24 protein-coding genes are annotated in these 22,198 nt (G+C 42.3%); 10 read left to right on the top strand and 14 right to left on the bottom strand.

Going from position 1 to position 22,198, the window contains the following annotated elements; all coding sequences use genetic code 11:
• The first annotated feature begins 83 nt into the window (after nt 1-83).
• The gene (locus tag JWG44_RS20320) at nt 84-1,004 is read left to right on the top strand and encodes a hypothetical protein (RefSeq protein WP_205276876.1); all 921 of its coding nucleotides are present in this window, start codon (nt 84-86) and stop codon (nt 1,002-1,004) included.
• Nucleotides 1,005-1,279: 275 nt separating this feature from the next.
• Here JWG44_RS20320 and JWG44_RS20325 read toward each other — a convergent pair whose 3' ends face one another.
• From JWG44_RS20325 to JWG44_RS20335, 3 genes are all read right to left on the bottom strand, one after another.
• Nucleotides 1,280-2,488, bottom strand: coding sequence for an acyltransferase family protein (locus JWG44_RS20325; protein WP_205276877.1), 1,209 nt, complete (start codon nt 2,486-2,488; stop codon nt 1,280-1,282).
• Between the two features lie 81 nt (nt 2,489-2,569).
• Nucleotides 2,570-2,797: a hypothetical protein gene (locus JWG44_RS20330; protein WP_205276878.1), complete on the bottom strand. Its 228-nt coding sequence runs from the start codon at nt 2,795-2,797 to the stop codon at nt 2,570-2,572.
• A 33-nt stretch (nt 2,798-2,830) separates the two neighbouring features.
• The gene (locus JWG44_RS20335) at nt 2,831-3,850 is read right to left on the bottom strand and encodes a DUF2804 domain-containing protein (protein WP_205276879.1); all 1,020 of its coding nucleotides are present in this window, start codon (nt 3,848-3,850) and stop codon (nt 2,831-2,833) included.
• Between the two features lie 126 nt (nt 3,851-3,976).
• On the opposite strand from JWG44_RS20335, the gene JWG44_RS20340 reads away from it, so the two are divergent.
• Nucleotides 3,977-4,861, top strand: a complete 885-nt coding sequence (locus JWG44_RS20340) for an LIC_13029 family protein (protein WP_205276880.1) — start codon at nt 3,977-3,979, stop codon at nt 4,859-4,861.
• A 48-nt stretch (nt 4,862-4,909) separates the two neighbouring features.
• On the opposite strand, the gene JWG44_RS20345 is transcribed toward JWG44_RS20340, so the two are convergent.
• Nucleotides 4,910-5,500, bottom strand: a complete 591-nt coding sequence (locus JWG44_RS20345; protein WP_205276881.1) for a hypothetical protein — start codon at nt 5,498-5,500, stop codon at nt 4,910-4,912.
• A gap of 135 nt (nt 5,501-5,635) precedes the next feature.
• Between JWG44_RS20345 and JWG44_RS20350 the strand changes: the two genes are divergently transcribed.
• Complete coding sequence (locus JWG44_RS20350; protein WP_205276882.1) at nt 5,636-6,466, top strand: aldo/keto reductase; 831 nt, start codon at nt 5,636-5,638, stop codon at nt 6,464-6,466.
• A 5-nt stretch (nt 6,467-6,471) separates the two neighbouring features.
• Here the strand turns inward: JWG44_RS20350 and truD are convergent, their stop codons facing one another.
• Nucleotides 6,472-7,695 (bottom strand): tRNA pseudouridine(13) synthase TruD, encoded by a 1,224-nt coding sequence (truD, locus tag JWG44_RS20355; protein ID WP_205277079.1) that lies wholly within the window; start codon nt 7,693-7,695, stop codon nt 6,472-6,474.
• 101 nt (nt 7,696-7,796) lie between these two features.
• Between truD and JWG44_RS20360 the strand changes: the two genes are divergently transcribed.
• Together JWG44_RS20360 and JWG44_RS20365 are read left to right on the top strand one after the other, a co-directional pair.
• Nucleotides 7,797-8,246 (top strand): MarR family winged helix-turn-helix transcriptional regulator, encoded by a 450-nt coding sequence (locus JWG44_RS20360; RefSeq protein ID WP_205276883.1) that lies wholly within the window; start codon nt 7,797-7,799, stop codon nt 8,244-8,246.
• Between the two features lie 201 nt (nt 8,247-8,447).
• On the top strand, nt 8,448-8,891 hold the full coding sequence (locus JWG44_RS20365; protein WP_205276884.1) for a DoxX family protein: 444 nt from the start codon (nt 8,448-8,450) through the stop codon (nt 8,889-8,891).
• Nucleotides 8,892-8,972: 81 nt separating this feature from the next.
• On the opposite strand, the gene JWG44_RS20370 is transcribed toward JWG44_RS20365, so the two are convergent.
• Nucleotides 8,973-10,694 carry a GMC family oxidoreductase gene (locus tag JWG44_RS20370; protein ID WP_205276885.1) on the bottom strand — a complete coding sequence of 574 codons (1,722 nt, stop codon included), beginning with the start codon at nt 10,692-10,694 and terminating at the stop codon, nt 8,973-8,975.
• Nucleotides 10,695-10,806: 112 nt separating this feature from the next.
• On the opposite strand from JWG44_RS20370, the gene JWG44_RS20375 reads away from it, so the two are divergent.
• Both JWG44_RS20375 and JWG44_RS20380 read left to right on the top strand, forming a co-directional pair.
• Nucleotides 10,807-11,085, top strand: coding sequence for a GNAT family N-acetyltransferase (locus JWG44_RS20375; protein WP_205276886.1), 279 nt, complete (start codon nt 10,807-10,809; stop codon nt 11,083-11,085).
• Nucleotides 11,082-11,417, top strand: coding sequence for a VOC family protein (locus tag JWG44_RS20380; RefSeq protein ID WP_205276887.1), 336 nt, complete (start codon nt 11,082-11,084; stop codon nt 11,415-11,417). Before JWG44_RS20375 ends, JWG44_RS20380 begins: the two co-directional genes overlap by 4 nt.
• Here the strand turns inward: JWG44_RS20380 and JWG44_RS20385 are convergent.
• From JWG44_RS20385 to JWG44_RS20400, 4 genes are all read right to left on the bottom strand, one after another.
• A complete protein-coding gene (locus tag JWG44_RS20385; RefSeq protein WP_205276888.1) occupies nt 11,414-12,649 on the bottom strand; it encodes a BaiN/RdsA family NAD(P)/FAD-dependent oxidoreductase in 1,236 nt (411 codons plus the stop codon). The two genes, JWG44_RS20380 and JWG44_RS20385, sit on opposite strands and share 4 nt — an antisense overlap.
• Nucleotides 12,650-12,850: 201 nt before the next feature.
• Complete coding sequence (locus JWG44_RS20390) at nt 12,851-13,279, bottom strand: DoxX family protein (RefSeq protein ID WP_205276889.1); 429 nt, start codon at nt 13,277-13,279, stop codon at nt 12,851-12,853.
• A 94-nt stretch (nt 13,280-13,373) separates the two neighbouring features.
• Nucleotides 13,374-13,871: an OmpA family protein gene (locus JWG44_RS20395; protein ID WP_205276890.1), complete on the bottom strand. Its 498-nt coding sequence runs from the start codon at nt 13,869-13,871 to the stop codon at nt 13,374-13,376.
• A gap of 78 nt (nt 13,872-13,949) precedes the next feature.
• Nucleotides 13,950-14,834, bottom strand: coding sequence for a pirin family protein (locus tag JWG44_RS20400; RefSeq protein ID WP_205276891.1), 885 nt, complete (start codon nt 14,832-14,834; stop codon nt 13,950-13,952).
• Nucleotides 14,835-14,904: 70 nt separating this feature from the next.
• On the opposite strand from JWG44_RS20400, the gene JWG44_RS20405 reads away from it, so the two are divergent.
• On the top strand, nt 14,905-15,369 hold the full coding sequence (locus tag JWG44_RS20405) for an LIC13081 family protein (RefSeq protein ID WP_205276892.1): 465 nt from the start codon (nt 14,905-14,907) through the stop codon (nt 15,367-15,369).
• A gap of 65 nt (nt 15,370-15,434) precedes the next feature.
• The gene (locus JWG44_RS20410; protein ID WP_205276893.1) at nt 15,435-17,129 is read left to right on the top strand and encodes a GAF domain-containing hybrid sensor histidine kinase/response regulator; all 1,695 of its coding nucleotides are present in this window, start codon (nt 15,435-15,437) and stop codon (nt 17,127-17,129) included.
• 42 nt (nt 17,130-17,171) lie between these two features.
• Here JWG44_RS20410 and JWG44_RS20415 read toward each other — a convergent pair whose 3' ends face one another.
• From JWG44_RS20415 to ilvB, 4 genes are read right to left on the bottom strand one after another with little or no spacing between them, the layout of a single operon-like run.
• Entirely contained in the window at nt 17,172-17,771 is a 600-nt protein-coding gene (locus tag JWG44_RS20415) for an anthranilate synthase component II (RefSeq protein WP_205276894.1), read from the bottom strand.
• A complete protein-coding gene (locus JWG44_RS20420) occupies nt 17,768-19,150 on the bottom strand; it encodes an anthranilate synthase component I family protein (protein WP_205276895.1) in 1,383 nt (460 codons plus the stop codon). Before JWG44_RS20420 ends, JWG44_RS20415 begins: the two co-directional genes overlap by 4 nt.
• Nucleotides 19,068-19,394 carry a hypothetical protein gene (locus tag JWG44_RS20425; protein WP_205276896.1) on the bottom strand — a complete coding sequence of 109 codons (327 nt, stop codon included), beginning with the start codon at nt 19,392-19,394 and terminating at the stop codon, nt 19,068-19,070. The genes JWG44_RS20420 and JWG44_RS20425 overlap by 83 nt, the downstream gene beginning before the upstream one ends.
• A gap of 34 nt (nt 19,395-19,428) precedes the next feature.
• Entirely contained in the window at nt 19,429-21,111 is a 1,683-nt protein-coding gene (gene ilvB, locus JWG44_RS20430; RefSeq protein ID WP_205276897.1) for a biosynthetic-type acetolactate synthase large subunit, read from the bottom strand.
• Nucleotides 21,112-21,679: 568 nt separating this feature from the next.
• Between ilvB and tpx the strand changes: the two genes are divergently transcribed.
• Nucleotides 21,680-22,195: a thiol peroxidase gene (tpx, locus tag JWG44_RS20435; protein WP_205276898.1), complete on the top strand. Its 516-nt coding sequence runs from the start codon at nt 21,680-21,682 to the stop codon at nt 22,193-22,195.
• Nucleotides 22,196-22,198: the final 3 nt, after the last annotated feature.

Below are 22,198 nucleotides of genomic sequence, written 5' to 3' on the forward strand. Positions count from 1 at the left end.
GCAAGAATTTTCTTTTACAAGGTTATTAATTTAGAAAGAAAAAGCGTCCAGACTCAAATCTTTTGGAAGCGTGGAACAAAACGATGGAAGATACTACATTAGCGCAAATCATCCTGGATAAAATTAAGAAGGAAAACGAGAATCATCAATTACCGACTAACACGGATTTGTTCTACCATTTCCGTTCAACTCTGAATCTCTCGGAAAGAAAAATCGGAAAGATTCTCAACTTCCTCAAAGACTCCAATTGTATCTTTGTTCTCAATTTAAAAAAACAAAACCCGAACTTTTCCGTCCCCGGTCTCGACGCCTATGTAATTTCGGACGCATATCTAATCGATGCGCTCTTTTCAAAATTTCAGAAAAATCTCGAACTTCAATACAACGCGATGTATCGGAAATCCCTTGCTTATCAGCAGATTCTTGCTAAAGTTTTGGATGAAATTTCAACCATTCAAAATCAGACAGTTCTCGAACTTTTTTCCTTTTGTATCATCCTGGAAGACATTAAGAAATTAATGAAAACCAATCCGGAACGTTATGAAGAATCCGCCCGTCTTTCCACTCTGAAAGAAATGATCAGAGAATCGGAAACTCCCCTTTCATTCAATCCCGAACGGAATTATTCTAAAGCGAATCCTGTTTCTATTTCTACGATTTTCGATCCGGAAAGCCAGGAAGAAGAATCGGCCAACCTCGAGTCGAAACCGAAGTTAAAAACCAAATGGGAACTTATGGCGGAACTCTACTCGGTTCCTTTTCTTCTGAGAATTCACTTTAGAAAAAAGGAATATGCTATCATTCAGCAACTTCTTCTTTCTTCCAAAATCCGAACCCCGGAAGATCTAAAGATGGTTGCCGTGAATTGTTCCAATCTTCTTTCAAAAAATTCTCTCGAAGCAAATCTAAGATTAGAATTGAATAATCTCCGGAACCTCGCGATGAAAAAGTTACTGGAAGAAGTAAAGTCTCCTATCTTCGACGATCTCCAACTCGTTATGTAAGAATTCCGCTTGAAGGTCGGAGTCGGGCGATTTCGACCTTCAGATTCTTTTTATAAACCTCAACTTCCACTTTAAACATTCCTCTTTATTCTTTATAAAAAGATTCAAATGAGAATTTTAGAATTCAAATTCTAAGATTATTTCCAAAAATTGGAAAGGAAATTTGCAGGAGTTCCTACGAAAGCCGCCCCTTTTACCGTCTTTCTCTTTTGCGAGACAAGCAGGCCCGAGTAAAAACGGAGGAGTTCCCGCATTTTTCCGATTTCGGTCAAACTCTATACTTTAAAATAGATCCTCTTCTTGTCCAAAAGACTTAAAATCCCCCACCAGAAAAGAAGCTGTATCAAAGCATAACTCAGGGAGGCGTTGTAAGAATTGAAAAATGAATTCAGTTTTAAAAAAAGGAATCCTTTCATCGAAACAGTCTTTCCGTTTTCCGAGATTATCATCCAGAGATTGAAGATTTTTGCGACCAATCCGGAAGCCGCAAAAACAAAAATTGCATTTTTTCCAAAAACGAGAAAGGGTTGAAAGACATTCTCAAGAGAAACCTTTTGAATCGTTCTTTTTTGCATCCACAAATCCAACGATTCGAAAAAACCTACGGAAAACAACGCGAGTCCCCCGGTATAAAGCGCATAACTTCCCGTCCAAAGACTCTTATTCATCGGAAGAAACGGATCCCAGACAAGGCCGCATAACGTAAAAAGTATTCCGATCGTGAAAAGGATCGCAATTCTTTTCGTCGAATTCCCTTCGTTTAACAAAATTCTTCCACAAATCAATCCTATCAAAGGACTTGCAACCGCGCCAACACCGCTGAAAAAACCTTCCGGGTCCCAAGTTTTCGAAAATTTCCAGAGATGTTTTTCCCCGAAAAGAATCCGATCCAACCAGGCTCCGATCTCCTTTCCTTCTTCCAGAGAAACCGACGTCAGATCGGGAGCCTTTACGTTCGTTAAGATCCAAGAATGAAAAAATAAAACGAATATCAAAAAGATAAGAATACTTCCGTCCGAAATTTTATGAAGCGGAGAATCGTTTTTCAATTCTCCGTTTTGATCGGAATCAGAGTTCGGAATCAAAAATAAATAGAAGGATGAAACTATAAAATATACGAACGCGATTCTTTGTAGAACTCCGGGAATTCTTAAATTCTCCAAAGACCATTCTCCAAAAAAATTAAGAAAGAGTCCGATCGAAAAAAGGATACAACTTCGTTTTAAAATTCGGATCCAAATTCTTCCTTTAGAAGTCTCCTTCTTGGAATCCAACGCGATCGGAATGGACGCGCCGACCGCAAAGAGGAAAAAAGGAAACACCAAATCGGTCGGAGTACATCCGTTCCATTTCGCGTGTTTGAGAGGCGCGTAGATAAACGACCAAGAACCCGGATTGTTTACAAGAATCATTCCGGCGACGGTCGTTCCCCGAAAAAGATCCAAGGATAGGATTCTTTTCTTTTTAACTTCTGAGTTTTCCAACGATTCGACCTTTTTTATTGCAAGAAAAAAATTTCGGATATAAGTATCGTTCTTTTTCTTTCTAAGATTTCGCGAGGGTTTTTAGGAAATGATTTTGAGTATGTGATCGAGGCGGATTTTTTCGCCGTTTTCGAGAACGGCGAATTCTTCCCGATTCATGGAAGTAAGGTCCAGAACCATAACGTTATCCAACTTTCTGGACTGAACTTCCGGATTTTCGGAAACTTCCAAGGAAACTTTACGTTTCCTTATGACAAGTTCCTCCAATCGATCGTAAAATTCGCAGGAAACCGGGACATAAACATTCATAATTCTTAATATTCTTTTCTTTCCGAAAGAATTCTACCAAAGCGATCGATGAAATTCGGTAAATCCGTAAACGTCTCGAAAGGACACTTCCTTTCCTTTTACGGGTTTAAACCTTCCCGAAAATTTTCCCACAAATTGTCTAAAATACAATTTAGAAAAAATCAGATTCATCTTATCCTTTCTTTCTCCTTCCGGAATAAAATCCAATTCTACCAAACCTTCTTCATCGTATATTTTCCAAGGTTTGTAAGGATCTTTTTGCGAAAAATCAAAAATCAACCGTGGAACTCTTTGCCTTTCGTGATTGATCCAGTATGCGTTCTCGGAAAAAAAAGATTCGTTTACGAGCGCGGCAAAGTTGGCTCCGATCGTAGTCTTATCGGGAAGAATCGAACTGAACGCCGCCCAATACCAATTCGTTTCCCTTCTTAGATATCCTCCGGACCAATCATAAAGGACCGTTACTTTTTTCGGATCGAAGACGAGAGGTCTGTCTTGAAAGGAAAGTTCGAGAGAACTCGGTAAAAGCGGAGAACATTTCTCCGTAAAGGTCCAGTGAGTCGGTTCGGATGGATTCAAAACCCTCAAAGGAGAATGGGTTTTTAAACCGTAGTCCGCTGAAAATTTAAACCGAAGTTTTTTCCCCAGAAACGCATCCACGAGAAGTTTTCCTTTTGCGTGCGATTTTTCGATCGAAAGAAAAGAAGAACCCTTCTTAAACTGAATCTTGTATTCGTCCGGGTTTGCGGGAAACTCAAGCGAGCTTCCTAGATCCAATCCCTTGGTATCGAACTCGTAGAGAATTCCGTCCTTATAGTGATAAAGATAAGCGAATACGTTATACACGTAGCCGAGACTCACTGCGGCAAAACCGATCAAAAATTCTTCGGTTATGATTCCGATATAATTGAATCTTTTAAAAGCAAAACGCTTCTTTAAACCGCTTATCTCTTTTCCAAAAAAGTCCAGCAGTTGAAATTCCTTATAATTGAATTCAACGGGACTATCGAAAACGCCATAATTGACTTTATTTTCGGGACCGATTATTTTCATCTCGATCGGGTAAATTACGGAGGAACCGTTAAAAAGCAATGTAAATATAAGTTACTCGGCAATTTCGCTTTACTTTTCTTTTTTTCCATTCAGCATTGGCATACCAATCGTTCCAAAAAGAAGCCCATGGCAGAAGCGCAAAGCCAGAACCCTCCAAAGTCTACGAATCTTGACGAGTCGGACCTTAAGATTCTCAAATCGAAAAAAACATCCCGCGAACTTTCGGTTCTTCTCTATCGAGTTCTTTATAGAACGGACGAGGTTAGACAAGGCGCCGTTAAGGTTCTCAAAGAAACCTTTTTAAGAACCCATACCAATCATCCGGAACTTTTTCCGATCTTGGATAGAACGAAGTTTACAAAAGATATGATGAATCTTTATAGAACTACTTCTACCCTTTCTCCGGACAAATTAGAAATGTTTTTTAGCGGAGTCCACGCCTCCTTTCAAAACGAGATCCGCTATTTTGTAGGGAAGTCGACACAATTCTCCTTTGATATCATCTTTCTCGTCATCGAAACGATATTAAACGAAATGAATCTTCCCGAAAACGAAAGAAGCGTGAATATGAAGGACAGGGAGAGTATTCTCAAGAATTTTAAGGCTTACAACGATCTTTCAAAAATCTTTAATAAGATCGGAAACACAAAAGTTGTCATCGATAAAAAAGACGAAATCATCACCGAAATCTCCATTCTTCACAAAGACATCACGATCATCTCCATAGAAAGTATGTTCCGGCATATTTTGGCCCAACTCCTTCTTTCCAAAAAATACAACTGCGGAAACTTGATCGAAAAATGGGCGCAAGAATACGGGATGGAAGAAAACGCCTCTTCTATGAAACGTGTGATCGTGGAAGCGACTCCACTTACGGAATTCAGGGTTCAGTTTACCAATGCGGTAAAAATTCTAAAGGACGAAAATGAATTGGATCTGATGTTTTTAAGAACTCTCGCAAACTACTACGCGTCTTGGGTGACGCAAGTCTCAGAGCAAATTCCTTCCTAATCTTAGAATATTCTTAATTTAGAATATTCTAAGATTCAAGAAGAATTTCTAACTCAATCTTTTTATAGAAACGCCGAGAGAATAAACCGCAATCGCAAGAACGATGTGAAATATATCCACGTTTAAGATCGGACCTCTGGACCCCGTCGTCCCTATCACAAGACCCGCAAGAATGAAAAGAATCGCCCCTAAAATCCCGTACATTGCAGGAACTTTTGTCGCACCCGAATTTTTTCGGATACAAGCAAAAATGGCAATTCCCATTGCCACTCCGCCTAAGACGGTCGATAGAAGCGGAAAAACCAAGACATAAGTAAAAAGTACGTAAACAAGAAGAAGAATACCCGCGATAGGATAAAGAAGTTTCTTTTCTAATTTCCGAATTCCAAGATGAAAGAATCCGGTTCCAATCAAAGGTACTCCTACGAATCCGGCAACACCCACCATAAAACGATAGATCGGATCTAAGAAAGTGATTCCGAAAAAATGAATACTCCCTAAACCGGCCGGAATTCCTATCAAAAGAAATCCGAGAAATCCCGCGGACTTAGAATAAGAGATCGAATTTTTTAGCTGAAGCGCCGTAAAGATGGAAACGATACAGAGAATAAAATCTGAAAATACTGTACTCAATTGCATGGTGGATGATACTTCTCAATGAAATGAAATTTGCAATTCTTTCCTCGTTCGAATTTAAAAAAAGATTCCTTTTCAGTTCGAATTCCGGCTTTATCAAAGATTAACGACCGTCAAAGTATCATAGGAAAATTCTACATGTCACAAAAAGCGCTCAATCAATCCGTAACTCTCAACAACGGCGTTACAATGCCGATCTTCGGACTCGGAGTTTGGAAAACAAAATCCGGGAAAGAATGCACCGATGCGGTCCTTTCCGCTTTGGAAGCGGGATACAGACATATTGATACGGCGAAAATTTATTCCAACGAAGAGGACGTAGGAAAGGCGATTCGGGAAAGTGGGATTCCCAGAAAGGAAATTTTTATTACTACGAAATTATGGAACGCGGATCAAGGTATTGAAAAAACTAGAAAGGCCTTGGAGCAAAGTTTGGAAAAACTCGGAATCGATCAAGTGGATCTTTATCTCATTCACTTCCCGGTTACTTCCAGAAGATTGGATTCCTGGAAAGAATTGGAAAAAGCCTATCACGATAAACTGTGCCGCGCGATCGGGGTCAGCAATTTTATGATTCCTCATTTAACGGAATTGTTAAACGAATCGAACGTTACTCCTGCGGTAAATCAGGTGGAGTTTCATCCGTTCTTAAATCAGATCGACCTTTTGCAATCCTGTAAAAAACATAAGATTCAACTCGAAGCGTATAGTCCTCTCGCTCACGGACAAAAAATCGACGATCCAAAAATCCTTACTTTCGCAAAAAAATACGGAAAAACTCCCGCTCAAATCCTGATCCGCTGGGCGATCGAACAAAACATAGTAGTCATTCCGAAATCCACCAAAAAAGAAAGAATCGTTGAGAACGCGAACGTCTTTGATTTTAAAATCTCCGAAGAAGATATGAAAATTCTAAACGCCTTAGACGAGAATTTTAGAACTTGTTGGGATCCGTCGGAAGTCGCTTAATAAAATTAGATTTCCGCCCTGAGCATCAATCGTTTGATAACCATCGTCGCGTAACATCCGGAAGGAAGTCGAAAGGAAATTTTTACCTTTTTTCTTTCCGGATGCAGATCGTCGGTCTCGAACTCTTCCATCACGAAATTCTCGGGGACAACTTTAAGATTTCTTTCAAAAGAATTCATTTTTATTTTTGAAAAAGGGGATTTTTCAAAGACGGATTCCTCCAAGGAAAAACGAGTCAGGACGGATCGAAGAGAATCTATCTCTTTTTTAGAATATTCTAATTTTTGAATTCCCGGCGCCCCGGGTACGGGGAGATTAGAATCGGAGGCAAAAGTCTGCGTCAAAGATCCTTCCGGGAAAAACAAGGAGCCGGATTTTGTTTTGATCCAAACGCCGGAAGAACTTTCGGACAAAAGAAGTTCGGAAACGAACTCATTCCAGACTAGGGATTGTAGGGAAGAAAGGAGCATCAACAATTCTTCTTCCGGAAAAAGGGAAATCAATTCTACGTAGGTTCTTTGGGTTACGTTTTTTTCCTTTTTTAAAAGTGAGAAGATCCGACTTTCCAATTTTGTTCCCGACAACTTTTCGCAAGCGCTCCAATTTCCCCAAACTTTCCAGAGTTCTTTCTTTCGATCTCGGGTTTGTTTTTTTTCACCCGGAAACGGATCCGTCAAAAGAAGTTTTAAGCAGGTTTCCGGATCTCCCTGCAAATAAGGAAAGATCGGAAGTCGGAACTCCGGATGAAAACGGCTGAAACGTTGAGAGTCATAGTAGTTTATAAAACCGGATCTTGTGACTTTTTCGAAATTTCTCCGAATTGCATCCGCTTCTTTTTCGATCAGATTTCGGAGCGTTAGGACAAAACGATTTCCGGCGTTTGCTTCCGGGGTAAGAGGTTTTTCGCTCCGGCCGATTTTTTCGAGTTCTAAAACTTGGCTCAAATCCTTTGGGACTTGAAGATTTTTTTCGGCGCTGATATGCTGTGTCGTCGTTGCATGTCGGTCCTTTTTCCCCGCATAACCGATTTCGGCAAGGGAAACCCGGGATTCTTTTGCAATTCTCTGGAGCGCATCGAGGGTGTTCCAGCCGGTTTTTCGAAGTCGGAAGATCGTCCACTTTCCGGATTCTTTCAACCAGTCGGGTTTGAGAATCTCTTCCACCTGGAAGTCTTCCGGACTTTGTTTGAGTTCGTAGACCAAAAACCCGCTAAAAGGATGTTCTGACACTGTTTCCAAAATGTGGGAACTCCTCCATCTAACAATCTCGAAAAGAAAAAACTCATTGCGGATTCTCCCGTCTAAGAAATAATAGTTTAAGTTTAAAGCATATGGGAACCCACTACAAAGGAAACATACGAGAGAAAGCGGTTTTAGATGCTTTTATCAAGCTGAGCCGTTGTTCCGACTCGATCCGCCAATTGGAGGATAAGGTTTTCTCAAAGTATGGACTTACAAACGGACAGTTTGGGTGTTTGGAAACCCTGCATCACCTCGGACCTATGTGTCAGAAAGAAATTGGGCAAAAACTTTTTTCCTGCGAAGGGAACATCACTCAGATTATCGATAATTTAGAAAAACGGAAGCTCGTAAAAAGGGTTCGAAGTGTAGAAGACCGTCGTTTTATCATCATTCACCTGACCCCGGAAGGAAACGAAATTGTCCAAAAGGCATTTCCGGATCTGCTTCAGAGTCTGGTTCAGAAATTTGATCCCCTGACGGAAGATCGACTTCTCGATTTGAGCAACTCTCTCAAAGAAGTGGGCTTTAAAACCGTATGAACTCTTTTTTTAGCTCTAATACTTTGAACATAAATTATTTACTAATAAACTATAAATATCCCGCGCTGGGAGTTCCCACATTTATCTAAGAATTCGATGAAAACTACATCCAATGCAAAACCCATATACTTTATATTCAAATCATTTAGCATCAAAGATTAGCTAAATATAAACTTGGAATCATTTTAGGAGGAAATTCAAATGTTTCAAAAATTTTTTAAAACGGATTCGGATCTAGGATCCCTCATTCTCAGAGTAGTAGCCGGTGCGGTCCTTTTCCCTCATGGAGCTCAGAAAGTTTTGGGCTGGTTTGGCGGTTACGGCTTTAGTGGAACCCTGGGCTATTTAGTCGGGCTTGGAATTCCGACCCCGATTGCAGTTCTCGTAATCATCGGAGAATTCTTCGGAGCTCTTGGCCTAATCTTCGGATTTCTTACAAGACTATCCGCTCTTGGAATCGGAATCATCATGATCGGCGCGGCTTCCTTCCACACCTCAAACGGATTCTTCATCAATTGGGCCGGAAACCAACAAGGAGAAGGATACGAATTCCATCTTCTTATGATCGGGATTTCCGTAGTTCTTCTAATCAAAGGCGCGGGAAAAGCTTCCATCGATTCTTTGATCGAAGAAAAACTCGACTAAGACAGGAATTTCCTTTCGGATGGCCGTGGACATACATCCACGGTTTTCCGGAAAGAATCGTATATTAGAATATTCTAATGATTATTTTTTCTTTGTTTTTAAGGCCGATTTTTTCTTGGGAGATGACATTTTTGTTTTTCCGAGAAGACCCACGATTCCCCATTTTTTTTCAAATTTAAAACTGCGAATATCTTTCTCCTTTAAAGGAACAAACGACATTGCTCGTTCCGAAAGCGCAGTTATGGTCAAACTCGGATTCACACCTAAATTCGCAGGAATCATAGAACCGTCGCAGATCCTCAGATTTTGATAACCGAAGACGCGATTTTGAAGATCGACCACTCCTTCCTCCGAAGTCTCCGCGATACTACATCCTCCTAAGATATGAGCCGTGGCGGGAATATCCAACAATGCTTCGTTGATGCTGCTTCTCGCAACTCCGTTCGTGATCTTAGCGAGTCTTCTAGCAAATTCGTTAGCGATCGGAATATATGTAGGAATTTTTTCTCCTGTCTCCTGCGTGGAAGAAAGCGATTTTTGAAACGGCCAAATCCATCTTCTCTTCCGAATGATTTCGATACTGTTATCCACGGTCTGCATGACGAGAAGAATGATCGTTCTCCTTGCAAATCCGATCGGATTCAACAGTCTGACGCTGTTAACGGGATGTTTAAGAACTTCGATCAAAAATCGGAGTTGTCTCGGAATACTTCCGCCTCCATCCACGATCACACCCGCAGCGAGACCGTTCATCGCATCGGATCCGTTTGAATATCGCACCGGTTCAATATGAGTATGTTCGTCCGGAAAAACACTGGACGTAATCGCGATCCCATGAGAAAGATCCGCTTTTTTATCATTGAGAGTGACTCCGATCAAGGACTCGCTGTTGGTCCGAACGATATGTCCCAGACGTTCGGAAAGTTTTGGTAGGACGCCCTCCTCTTTCATCTTTAACAAAAGGCCTAAGGTTCCCAATACGCCGGCTGAAAGAACAACACCCTTGGTTCTATACGATCGTCTCGGAGATCCGAAAAAAGAAGTAGTTCTTTCGGTATGGATTTCATAACCTTCGGATCCGTCTTCGCTCAACGGTATCAGACGAGTTACTTTGGTTTCAGGAACGATCTCGGCTCCGGTTTTTTCCGCGAAATAAAGATAATTCTTATCCAGAGTATTTTTTGCGTCGTATCTGCAGCCGACCATACAACCGCCGCAGTCGTTGCAGGAATTTCTTTCAGGTCCCTCTCCTCCAAAGAATGGATCCACACCGTTCTTTCCAAAGTGAACTCCGACCGGAGTTTTGATAAACGAACTCTCGATACCGAAAGTCTTTGCAGTTTCCTGCATATACTTGTCCGAGTCCCAGGTTCTCGGGTTTTCGACCACACCTAACATCTTCTTTGCAAGTTCGTAAAAAGGAAGAATGGATTTTTTTCCGCCCATTTTGTGAACGACCGTCTTTTTCCAGAAAGATTCGGGGGGAACATACAACGTGTTTGCGTAAACAAGACTTCCTCCGCCCACACCGGCTCCGCTGAGAACCATCACGTCATTTAAAAAGTTGATTCTTTGAATTCCGAAACAGAAAAGTTTCGGGAACCAGAGAAACTTTCGTAAATTCCAGTTCGTTTTAGGAAAATCGGAACTATTCCAGCGTTTTCCGGATTCTATAACGGCTACTTTGTATCCTTTCTGCGAAAGTCGGAGCGCGGAAACACTTCCTCCAAAACCTGAGCCTATTACGATATAATCAAAATCATGCTGTATTTCTTTCTTTTGGGAAGACGATCCTGGTTTCATATACTTTCCTGCGTGGGTTTTTTAGTGGTTTAGAATTTTTTGAATCTCACAAATGGAAAGTCAAAATTCGTTTTCTCTTGATTAATTCAGTTCTCCCTCCTAAAGTTGAAGAATGAATTCTGAAGTTATTCACTCTGAAGAAGAGTTGAAGTTTTATACGATTTTCGACGGAATCGAGTCCCATCTTTTTTACAGGGACGGGGGAGAAGTTTGGGATCTAATTTCGACGTATGTTCCGTCCGAACTCAGAGGCAAGGGGATCGCAGCCGATCTTGTTAAAACGACATTGGATAAGGCGCGATCCTTAAATAAAAAGATCATACCGAGCTGCTCTTACGTTGTGACCTTTTTGGAAAGGCATCCCGATTATCGGGAACTCGTCGCGAGATGATCCATCATATCGCGATCGGCACTCCGAACGTAAAGACCCTCTCCGCTTTTTACGAAACTCTTCCCGGGCTCAAAAAAATCAAAGACCACCGGAATGAAGACAAGTCCTTACGTTCCGTCTGGTTTCAAACCGGTGAAACGATCCTTATGTTAGAATCGGATTCCACGGCCAAGGGACCAAAGGCGCTTATTTTCTCCTCGTCGAGTTTAGAACCCTCTACGATCAACGGTCTTCCAAAGTGGATTCAAGAAACGGAATATACAAAATACATTAGAGATCCTGACGGAAACTTGATCGGATATTCTTCTTACCCTCTTCCCTGGCCCTTTTAGACCGAAGAAAGGATTCCCTGCGCGGCGATATAGGAAGTCGTCCAAGCGTTCTGAAAATTAAAACCTCCGGTGACTCCATCCACGTCCAAAACCTCGCCCGCAAAATAGAGTCCCGGCACGACCTTACTTTCCATCGTTTTGAAATTCACTTCTTTTCGGCTGACCCCGCCGCAGGTGACGAACTCGTCCTTAAATTCCCCTTTTCCCAAGATTTGAAATTTTCCGTCCGTAAGTTCTTCGGTTAACAAATGAAGATCTTTAGAGGACAACCCCGACCAGGTCTTGGAGGAAATAGAATGAATTTCTAATATTCTTTCCCAGTATCTTCTTGGGATTCCGAGAATCGAAGTATTGCTTATGAGTTTTGCGGGATGTAACTCTTTTTCCTTTTCGATCTTTTTTCGGACTTCTTCCTTCTTCATTCCGGGAAGCAGATTTACTTTAAGAATCGTGTTGTATCCTTTTTCAAACAATTCTCTTGCACCTTTTGCGGATAACTTCAAGATTGAGGGACCGCTCAAACCCCAGTGTGTGATCAACAGAGGACCGATTTGGGAAAGGCCGAATTCCGCGAGAGAACATTCCGTCTTTTCAAAGGCAAGTCCGGAAAGATCGGCGATTCTACGATCCGAGATTTTAAACGTAAATAAAGAGGGCACCGGCTCCAAAATCGTATGCCCCATCGCTTGCAACCAATTCCAAGCCTTTCGACCCGATCCGGTCGCAAAGAGAATTTTATCAAATTCTAATATTTCGCCCGATTTTAATTTGATTTCGAATTTAGAATTTTCCTTCGGAGTTACAGAAAAAATTTCGACGTCGGTTTTGAGCCGGACTCCGACTCTTTTTGCTTCTTGAAAAAGGGTCTGGAGGATCGTTTCGGAAGAATCCGTAACCGGAAACATTCTTCCATCGGGTTCCGTTTTTAAAAGAACTCCCCTTTCCTCGTACCAACGAATCGTATCCTTGGGTCCGAAGATTTCGAAAGCCCAACGAAGCTCCCTTTCTCCTCTCGGATAGTGTTTACTCAAAAGTTCAGGATCGAGGCAATGGTGCGTAACGTTGCATCTCCCTCCGCCGGATATCCTTACCTTGGAAAGAAATTGTTTTCCCTTTTCAAGAAGGGTCACCGAACAATCGGCTCCGGCGGCGATTTGAATCGCGCCGAAAAAACCTGCGGCGCCCCCGCCGATTACGGCGACATTCAACGGTTGTGTCGATTTGGAATTCATAGATTAAAAAGATCGTTTTGGTTCCGAGGAAATAAGTTCCGGTTTCCATACAAAAGAGAGCTACCGATTTTGCACTCGGTATTTCTTTTTGGGAACTACGATGCGAAGTCACCGTTCGATCAAAAGGCGCAACTTCGGCTTTTGGACGTTAGACGACAAGAAAGAATGGAGACGGTTGTCCCCATTCTATCGTTCGAAAGTTCAGACACTTTTGTGAGTTTCGATATAGTAGTCGGCCGAAATTCTTCCCGAGCCGTAGAGTGAAAAGTGAAAGAGCAAAAGAAGAATCATCGCGGCGTAAGGCAGATTCGAGCCCGGCGCCATAAAACCTTCTTTTCCGTGAATAAATAATACGGCTCCGACCAAAACGGGCACTTGAAGAATCGCCGCAAAACGAGTCAACAATCCTGATAACAAAAGAATCCCGCCGCAGATATGCGCGATTACGATATAATGAGCGAGTAACGCGGATGCCATAGGCGCGTTATTCATCTCCATCAAACGGATGAGTCCGTCCGTATTCGATAGGAACTCAAGACCTTTGTATATCAAGACTCCTCCCAGATAGATCCGTAAGAAGTCCACCAACCAATCCCGATGTTCTTGAAGCCATTGATTCCAGCGATCCATAGCTCACCTCCAGATTTTTAGGTTTGAAAATTCATCATACTCCTTTCCAAAACTTTTGCAAGGTAAGAATCGTTTAAAAACGTTAAAACGAAGACTACAAAATTAGCCTCCAATCCGCTCTTCTGGCTTTTTCCGGCCCGATCGAACGAGGTTCCACTCCCATTCCTTCGATTAGAATCGAAGCCGCAGGGAGTTTCCATTTTCCGCACAAATATCTTTGAATTTTTTTCGCACGTTCCAATGACAACCTTCGGTTGGTCGCGGGACTTCCAAAACGATCCGTCCAACCTTGAATCTGAAGACTCCAAGTCTTATTTTTTTTTAAACCTTCCGCTAAAAGATCCAAGGACTCGAAAAACTCGGATTGGATTTCGGAAGAACCGGCTCCGAAGTAGATCGAGCCGGATCTAACAAGATTCGTATTTTCCTGTAAGGTGATTTTTTGGGGAAGAATCCGATTTCCATTCTGAAAATTCCGAGCTGAAATTTTCCTCGAATCGGTTCTAAAAAAAACAAACCCGTAAATCGTTGCGGCAAAGATCAGACTCGGTATCAGCCAAAGCCAAAAAGAATCGGGAAAAGAAAAGTTCATCGTTTCAAAACCGTTCGATCGTAAATAAACGTTTCCCTTTCCAAGAAGGCTCCGGATTCTATATTAGAATAGAATTTTTTACGAATGGATGGTTCCCATCTTTCCCGCTTGAAAATCGTTAAAGGCCTGATAGATTTCATCCTGAGTGTTCATCACAAAAGGACCGTATCTTGCCACGGGCTCCTCCACCGGTTCGCCGCCGATCAAAAGAAATTCCCAATCACTTTCGGAATTCTCCGGAAGGGAAAATCTTACGTCGCCCTTTCCTCTTTCAAACCAAACCATGTCCCCTTCTTTTACCGGTTTTTGACCTTCTTCCGTATGCAGAACTCCGTCTCCGGAAAATGGATACGCGAACACGTTATATGTTTCAGGAACCGGAATTGAAATATCTGCTCCCGGTAAAAGACGAACGTGATAATAAAGGATCGGAATTTTTGTTTCGATGACAGCCTTGGTTCCGAGAACTTCTCCGGCGATCACGCGGATTTTTGTTTTACGATCGGGTGATTCCACATCGGGAATTTTCTCCGAAGGTGTATCCTGATAACGCGGGTCGCTCATCTTCTGCGAAGAAGGAAGATTGACCCAAAGTTGAAAGCCGTGCATTCGACCGCCGCTTTTCTGAAACTCATCGGAGGGGAGCTCCGAATGAACCAAACCGGAACCCGCGGTCATCCACTGAACGTCGCCGGCCTTCAATTTTCCGTAATTTCCCCAAGAATCATGATGTTCCATTTCTCCGGTCAATAAATAAGTGACCGTTTCGAACCCTCGGTGCGGATGTTCTGGCGCACCAATTGCTTTTCCCGGTTGGTATTCTACGGGTCCCATCTCGTCTAATAACAGAAACGGATCCAGCTGAATTAAATCTTGGACCGGGAAAGGTCTTCTCACGGGAAATCCTCCCCCCTCCATCGTTCTCAGCGAAGGCCGAACCGTTTTAACTTTTCTTAGATTCATAAATCGAACTCTCCTTTTTGTTTCTTGTCTCGGTGCAAATTCTTACTCTCACGAAGTAATGGATTCTATTATGATAACAACTACTGTAACTTTTTTAGTTTCGTATTCTTTAGACGATACGTTTCGTTTTGTGGCGGATTTTCGAAACTTAATACGTTGGGGCGATAGAATCTCGGAAGTAAACCCGATCCAAAACGGCAATCTACCGGTCTTCGAATTACTGTATTCTTTCGGGCCTATCAGACTCAAGGCAAATTATGAGGCAAAAGAATGGATTCCGAATTCAAGAATGATTATGGAGACCAGCAATTCTTTTCTGGATCTTCGCGATATCTATACGTTTCAAAATTCCAATAAGGGAACAAAAATAACTTTCACGAATCACTCAAAACTCAAATTCCCTTACAGCGCCGGAGAAAGGTTTTTTCATTCCGGAATTCATGGTAGAATCTATAAAGAAATGAGGCAACTTCAGCACTGTCTGTTTCAATGTGATTCGAAATTTCCTAAACATTTTCACGTAATTCGAAATTAAAAGTTGTTCGAAATTACTCTTGCTTTAATTTATTTTTTATAAAGAATATGATCGGTTTTAATTGAGTGAACTTTCCAAAAAAACACCTAACGCCCGTTCCGGAAAACGAAGAGGCAAGACTCAAAGCCTTACAAACCTATCAGATTTTAGATACGGCTTCCGAAGAAAAATTCGACTCTCTGACTCAGATTGCCGCTTATATCTGTAATTCTTCGATCGCACTCATATCTCTCATCGACGCCGATCGCCAGTGGTTCAAAGCAAAGGTAGGATTAGAAGACGCGGAAACGCACAGAAATATTTCCTTCTGTCAATACGCGATTCTGCACGACGAACTTTTCGAAATCGAAGACGCCCTCGACGACGATCGTTTCAAAAACAACCCGTTGGTTCTCGGTCCGCCTTTTATCCGTTTTTATGCCGGAGCGCCTCTGAAAACGCCTGACGGTTTTAACTTAGGAACACTCTGTGTAATCGACTCGAAGCCTAAAAAACTCGACGCAAAACAAAAAAAGATCTTAAAGGTTCTCTCCAATCAAGTCATCACCAATTTGGAATTGGTAAAAAAGAACAAGGAACTCACCCTTTTGCGCGAAAAAGAGGACGAACTGCAAAACTCGAAAAGTCAATTTTTTGCCAACATGAGCCACGAAATCCGAACTCCGGTTCACGGAATTTTAGGAGTCACCGACCTCCTTTCCGAAACCGAATTGTTAAACGAACAAAAAGACTACGTGGAAACGATCCGCAGAAGCGGAAGTCTTCTTCTTAATCTTCTAAATGATATTTTAGATTTTTCTAAATTAGAATCCGGTCATATGACGATCGAGAATATCGCATTCGATCTCATGGAATTATTAAGGGAAGTTTTTTCTTTATTCGAGATGGACGCGAGAACAAAGAATATAGAATTCAAATTGGAAAACGGTTCGATCCAATCCTTCGTCGTTTTAACCGATCCCAATCGCCTCAAACAAATTCTCGTAAATCTGATCTCAAACGCGTTCAAATTTACGGAAAAGGGAAGTGTCGTTCTGGAATTCACGACAACTCCCGTTTCCGCAAAACGAGCCGAGATCGAAATCAGAGTCAAAGATACCGGCATCGGAATTCCCGAATCAAAACTAAACGAACTCTTTCAAGCCTATACGCAGGCGGACACTACCGTTTCCAGAAAATACGGAGGCACGGGGCTCGGTCTCGCCATCAGTAAAAATCTAGGCGATCTGATGAATTTAAAACTCAAAGCTCAGAGTGTAATGAATCGAGGGAGCGTCTTTGAAATTTCAGGGCAACTTTCTTTGGCCGAAAGTTCGGAGATAACCATAGAACCGCAAAGAACAATATTTCATTTAAGCGATAATCTTTCACCGAATCTTAAAATCTTAGTCGCAGAAGACAATGATATCAATCAGATGCTCATCAAAAGGGTTTTGGAAAAATTAGGTTATACTCCTACGATTGTCTCCAACGGAATCGAAGCATTACATCATATCGAAATGTTCGGTGCGGACGTTCTGTTTTTGGATATACAAATGCCGGAGCTGAGCGGAATCGACACCGCTAAAATTCTGACCCAACACACCAATCAATCCATACGACCTTACATCATCGCAATTACGGCTAACGCGAATCAATCGGATCGCGAAGCGTGTTTAGCCGCGGGGATGGATCATTATATCAGTAAGCCGTTTCAAAAAGAAGAAATCGCAATTCTTCTCAACGATTATATTCTTACAAAAGGGAAAACAAAAATCTAATATTCTCCGGAATCAAAGCCGGGAATAAACCCGGCATTAAAGTTATTTCAAAAAATTTTCGATCATTTTTTTTCCTCCTTCGGTTGCAAAGGATTCCGGATGAAACTGAACCCCTTCGATGGGAAGAATTTTGTGTCTTACTCCCATCAGAACGGAAGTTTCCCCTTCTACTTTTGCTGTGATCTCGAGACATTCCGGCAAAGATTCCTGCACACCTTCCAAAGAGTGATAACGCATAACGTGAATAGGTTTGGAAAGCCCCGAAAAAAGTCCCCTTTGATCGTGAGAAATCGGAGAAGTTTTACCGTGATACGGAACCCTCGATCTACGCAGACTTCCTCCGAACGAAGTAACGATTCCTTGCATACCGAGACAAACTCCCATAATTTTGATATAAGGATTTCGAAGCCTTAAAATCGAATTTGAAACGCCGAAGTATTCCGGATCTTCCGGATGCCCGGGACCGGGAGAAAGAAGAATATGGGTCGGATTTACGGAGAGAATATCGTTCAGACCGACTTGGTCTTGTCTAAAAACAAAAAGCCTAAATTTTTGAGAATCCGAACTCAAACCCTCCTCCAAAAGATGAACCAGATTGTATGTGAAAGAATCGTAATGGTCGACTACTACGCAGTTTTTCATATACAAAAATCCTCCAGTGATGTTCTTATCCCCTTTAACTTATTTAGAATTTCTTGATATTCTAAATCTTCAGCCGAATCCAAAACTATCCCCGAGGCGGCCCTCGAATACGCGGAATCACCGGTTCTAAAAAGGCTTCGAATCAAGATGCAGAATTGCGAACCCCCGTCGAGGGAATGATATCCGAAAACTCCGCCGTATGGACCGCGTTCATCACCTTCCGTTTTTTGAATCCACTTGATCGATTCCACCTTCGGAGCCCCCGTGAGAGTTCCCGCAGGAAAAACGGAAACGAGACCGGAGAAGGAATTTTCAGTCTTTTTCATAATTCCGACAACTTCACTCGTGATGTGTTGAACGTGAGTGAATTTAAGAATTTCGAATTCTTTTTTTAATCTAACGGTTCCGGTTTCACAAACTCGACTCAGATCGTTTCTATGCAGGTCGATCAGCATCGAGTGTTCCGCGAGTTCCTTCTCGTCGTTTAACAATTTTTTTGTTAAGATTTTGTCCTCGGAGAATGTTTTACCCCTAGGATAAGTTCCGGCGAGCGGATAGGTCTCGACGATCCGATCTCTAAGCGAAAACAACAATTCCGGGCTCGAACCGAAGGTTTCCAATTCCCGATCCTTATAAAAGAAAAGATAAGGGGACGGATTCTTTCTCTTGAGAGCTCGATAGATCGAAACCAAACTGCCTTCGATTTTAAACCGTTCCTCAAACCCTATCTGACACTGAAACGTGTTCCCGGCTAATATTTCCTCCCTTGTTTTCCGAAACATATTAGAATATTCTTCTTTTGTTTTAGAATATCCTAAGGAACTGACTTTCGTTTTTTCCTCCGATCCGTCCTTTTCGAGCAGCAGCGTCTGAAGCTCCTCAAAGCGGTTTTCAGAATAGTAAAAGTATTCGCTCTCTCCTGTGAGATGATCCAGAACGACTCCATCCAAATACAATCCGAAAGAAAATAAAGGATATCCTTCCCTGGGTTTTATATTTGTTACCGGTTCAAAGAGCGAGGTCGCGTCGTAACTCAAAAAACCGACAAGACCGCCCAAATATTTTTTCGAAGTTTTTTTGCTCGGGAAAAGTTCCTTGAGAGTGTCGTAAGGATTTTTTGTAAAATGGTCTTGTCCGTTTAAGACGAGCCTGCCGGGATATCCTCGAAACTGTGAAAAAGGAGAAAAGCCGAAAAGCGAATAACGGTAGTTATCCGGATAACCCGGATGACTTTCCAAAAGAAAACATCCAGGATACTTTTTTGTTAAACGAAGTAGAAAATCATCGATTCCCTCTTCAAGAAGTGGAAACGGTAAGCTCTCCGGTCTTTCGGGGAGAGCGCTTAGATATTGTTTCAGATTTCGGATCTGACTCGACATAGTGAACTCCTGTAATCTCCGGAATCGTCCGGAACAAGTTCAGAATTTTCTCCGGTTGCCCGGTATGAATGGTGATGATAATGTCCTGAGAGTTTTTTTCGATATTGCGCCAAAGGCGCCAATCCTTCCAATCGATGGATTTACGGGATAAAATTCCGATTAGGCGAAGAATGGATGCGGGCCCTTCTTCCGAAGTTATATAAAACGAAAAAATTTTGTTTTTCTGTAAATCTTTCAAAATCATTGTTATGTTCTCCTATATTCTATATTTTATATTCTTAATGTATCATTTCTCGATTCGCTTTTCCCGGCGGAACCATAGGAAGTACGTGGAGATCCGGAGAAACCCGCAAAACGATAAACGAAGGCCCTTTTTTTTCAAAAACTTCGCTTAACAATTCGGACACAAACGATTCTTCTTTGAGTTCGTAAGAAGGGATTCCGAAAGAAGATGCAATTTTTTTAAAGTTCGTGGGCGTAACGAACTTCGAAGCCGAAAATCTCGAAGAGAAAAACAGTTCTTGCTGTTGTCTAACAAGACCGAGGTGTCCGTTATTCATCAAAAGGATGGTAACGTCCAAATTCAGTTCGCGAAGAGTATCCAATTCTTGAATGTTCATAAGAATCGATCCGTCGCCCGAAACACAAACTATCCTCTTCCCGGGAGAAACCAGAGCGGCTCCGATCGCGGAAGGCAGACCGAATCCCATCGTGCCCAATCCTCCCGAAGTCAAAAGACTTCCCTGAGTCTGAAAGGAATAATACTGGGCGACCCACATCTGATGTTGACCTACGTCGGTCGCAACGATCGCCTTATCCCCTAAAATTTCGGAAACCTTCCGAATTACCGAAAACGGATGGAGCGTATCGTCTTCACTCGGAAGAGGAAGTCCGTATAAATCCTTGAGTGTGAAAATCCGATCCTTCCATTCTTCCAGAGCTCCAATTCGATAAGGAATTTGAACTTCCAGAATCTGTCTCAAAAAATCCTCCACATCGTATTTCAGTGAAAGATTAGGATTTTTTAATTTACCAATTTCGGTTGTATCGATGTCAACGTGTATGACTTTTGCGTTCGGACAAAACTCGCTCAACTTACCGGTCGCACGATCGTCAAAACGAACTCCGAATGCGATCAAAAGATCAGTTTCTTCCAACGCCGTATTTGCGGCTCTGGAACCGTGCATTCCGAGCATTCCCAAAAACAAAGGGTTTTGATCTTCGCAAATCCCCAAACCCATCAGAGTCGAAACTACCGGAAACTTTAGTCTTTCCTGAAGAACACGAAACAGTTCCGCGGATAAAGGGCGATTTAATCCGCCGCCGATATAAAAGACCGGCTTATTCGACTCTGCGATCATATCCCGGAAACGGTCGATCCAGACGGGATCTAGTTTTTGAATATTTTCCTCATTTTGAATATTCCAAATTTCTGATTCTTTTTCCGGATTCCACTCGATTTTTCCGGAAGCGACGTCCTTGGGAACGTCGATCCAAACGGGCCCCGGTCTTCCTTCGATGGAAGTAAGCCATGCCTGAGGCAGAATTTTGATAAGATCTTCCGTTTTTTTTACGAGATAACTTCTTTTGGTAATCGGGGTCGAAAGACTCAGAGTATCGATTTCTTGAAATGCATCGGTTCCGATCAATGAAACTGAAACTTGCCCGGTAATCGCAATCAAAGGAACAGAGTCCATCTTCGCGTCGGCGACCGCGGTGATCAGATTTGTAACCCCGGGTCCGGAAGACGCCATACAAACAGCGGGCTTCCCGCTCGCACGAGCCATTCCACCCGCGATAAACCCGGCGCCTTGTTCGTGTTTGGCGAGGATATGACGAATTTTACTTCCGTGTAACGCGTCATAAATGAGAAGACTCGCTCCGCCGGGAATCCCAGTAACAATTTCAACCCCGGCGTATTCCAAAAATCGAACGATCAACTCTGCTCCGCTTATTTCCATTCTTTGATATCCTTCTAAAAAATCTTTATAACAAACCGCTCATCGACCCAAGAACTACCTTAAAATAAAAAAGCCTCCCCCGGCTTTACACCGGAGGAGGCTTTTCTTAGGATTGCGCCTGAAAGAAATCTCTACAGCGTAAAGCAAGATCCCGGTGGCCAGACGACCACTACAAGCACGAGCCACACCATGACTGTGTTGAGATTTACCGGATTGTTTACGCGATTGAGATTCATAAAATGAGTTCTGTGACCAGCTTGCTTTCATCTTCGATCAAGAGGCAAGCGATTTTTTAGGAGGCCCTGTAAAATTGGATCGAACAAAGAGAGATTGGATTTTCGACTTGGAGATAACTTCTTGCACAATCGACAACTATAAGACCAGTCCCAAAAGGTTATCGCAGCTTAGTCTTTCCGATAAAGTATAATCGAGTTTTTGGACGCGCTGTAAATCTCTCGGAAGGAAAGAATTCAAACGTCTAAATGGAAAGTTTGCTTTCAAGTCCGGATTCTTTGCTTAGAATTGGATCTTGCTCATACTCAAAAAAACAATTTTTAGGAAAACAAAAATGGCACAAGTCACACTCAAAGGAAATCCGGTCCCGCTCGAGGGAAAAATTCCCGCGCTTGGAGAAAAGGCTCCCGAATTTAAGGCAATCAAACAGGATCTTTCAGAGTTCGGTTTAAAAGACTACGCGGGCAAAGTGAAAATTCTCGTCGCGGTCCCAAGTCTCGATACTTCCGTCTGCGCGATCGAAACCAAGGTCTTTAACGAAAAAGCCGCAGGTCTAAACGGAATTTCCACTCTTATCATTTCCGGAGATCTTCCCTTTGCGATGAAACGTTTTTGTTCCACCGAAGGAATCGATTCTCCAAACTTAGTCACCGGTTCGCAATACAGAGATTTTTCTTTTTCCAAGGCTTATGGAACTCATATCGCTGACGGCCCCCTAAAAGGACTTTCCGCAAGAGCGGTTTTTGTGGTCGATAAGAACGACGTTGTGCGTTATGTGGAGCTTGTTCCTGAAATCGGTTCCGAGCCGAACTACGGAGCAGCCCTGGACGCGGCAAACGCTGCTCTTTAATCC

Source organism: Leptospira ainazelensis, assembly GCF_016918785.1.
GTDB lineage: Bacteria > Spirochaetota > Leptospiria > Leptospirales > Leptospiraceae > Leptospira > Leptospira ainazelensis.